We start from the raw sequence: 1,322 nt of genomic DNA on the forward strand, positions 1-1,322 counted from the left end.
TCTCGCCCATTACGAAGATATCGTTTCCCCATGGGTCTTCCACATCGCTCCTGCCGCCCGTCAAAATATAGACGTTGTTATTTCCGGGGCAAACTATAGAGTGCCTCGTATCGCTTTCGGCTATAATGATTTCGTCTGAGTTTTGGTTGCAGCGAGAATTTATGTCCCAATATATGGTTTTGCTAAAATTTAAACTCACGTCTTCTAATACGGTGGTATCAAATCCTTGCGTCACTAAAATTTTTTTAGGAAAATATCCCTTCGCTTGCCCGTCTTTGATAAATTTTTCCAAGCTTTGAAAGTCGGTTATATTGCCTCCAAAACAGCCGCCGACCACCAAAAACAATATAATGATAAATCTCATACTCGCTCCTCTTTTCGAGATAAAATTTTAAAAATTATACAAAATTTGTAAACAAAATTTACTAAAAACAGCTCAAATTTAAAAATCAAAGATAAGCGTTTTTAATGCTTATAGTAATGGCACTTAAATAGTTGTAAATTTTAAGCTGCTCCGCTGCTTTTAAATTTAAAAAGTTAAATCCATTTTAAACAGAATTTGCGTAAAATCCCATTTCAAAAACGTATTATGCGAGCGGCGACGGCAAATTCAAGCATCATAACGGCGATACCAGATTAAAATCTCCATAGCGGCGATGGACATAAAACATCGCGGCGGTGCTAGGCTAATCGTCGCGGCGCGCCGGACATAGCCCTCGCAGTACGCCAAGCATGAAGCGTTCGTAACGGAGCTAAATTTAAAGCCCGCGCGGTAATAATCAAAGCAGCGCCCGCCATTCATCTGCGCAGTGCAAGCAGCAAACCGCACATTAAAATTTAAAGATGTAAAATGAATGAAGATTTTCAAAGAGCGAAGCTGCAAGGCACGCTCGGCGCGCTCTGCCTACTGGTCGCAAGCGTGGCGTATTCTATAAAAGGCGAGATCGCTTACTTGGATTATCAAATCTTAGTGTGGATTTTTGCCTTCACATTCCTTTACCATGCGCTTCAAAATATACAAAGTATCACGGGCCCGCAGGTCTTTATAATCTTCAAATACGCTTACAGCATTGCGCTTGCGGCGCTACTATATTTTTCAGCCATTTATATACTCAGAAGATGTGATTGTAATAGGCTGCAAATATACGTGCCGTATTTGATTTTTGCGGTTACGCTCGCTTGGATAATTATAAATTTTAAGTTGCGCGCCACCACAGGATGCAGACTTTTCGCCGTATATGCCGCGCTGCTAATCGTTGATGTTGCCGCAGATATCATCTACGGCATGATGTTTAAAATACCGGCTCCCGCCGCTATAACGA

At 41.4% G+C, this 1,322-nt stretch carries 2 protein-coding genes; one reads left to right on the forward strand and one right to left on the reverse strand.

Annotated features, from left to right (window positions below; all coding sequences use genetic code 11):
* Positions 1-364 (reverse strand): hypothetical protein (locus tag Q0236_RS03755; RefSeq protein WP_297915268.1); only part of this gene is annotated, 364 nt, incomplete at its 3' end.
* Positions 365-850: 486 nt separating this feature from the next.
* Here Q0236_RS03755 and Q0236_RS03760 point away from each other — a divergent pair.
* A partial coding sequence (locus Q0236_RS03760; RefSeq protein ID WP_297915270.1) for a hypothetical protein occupies positions 851-1,322 on the forward strand: 472 nt, incomplete at its 3' end.

The sequence above is a fragment of the uncultured Campylobacter sp. genome (assembly GCF_938031315.1).
Classification (GTDB): domain Bacteria; phylum Campylobacterota; class Campylobacteria; order Campylobacterales; family Campylobacteraceae; genus Campylobacter_B.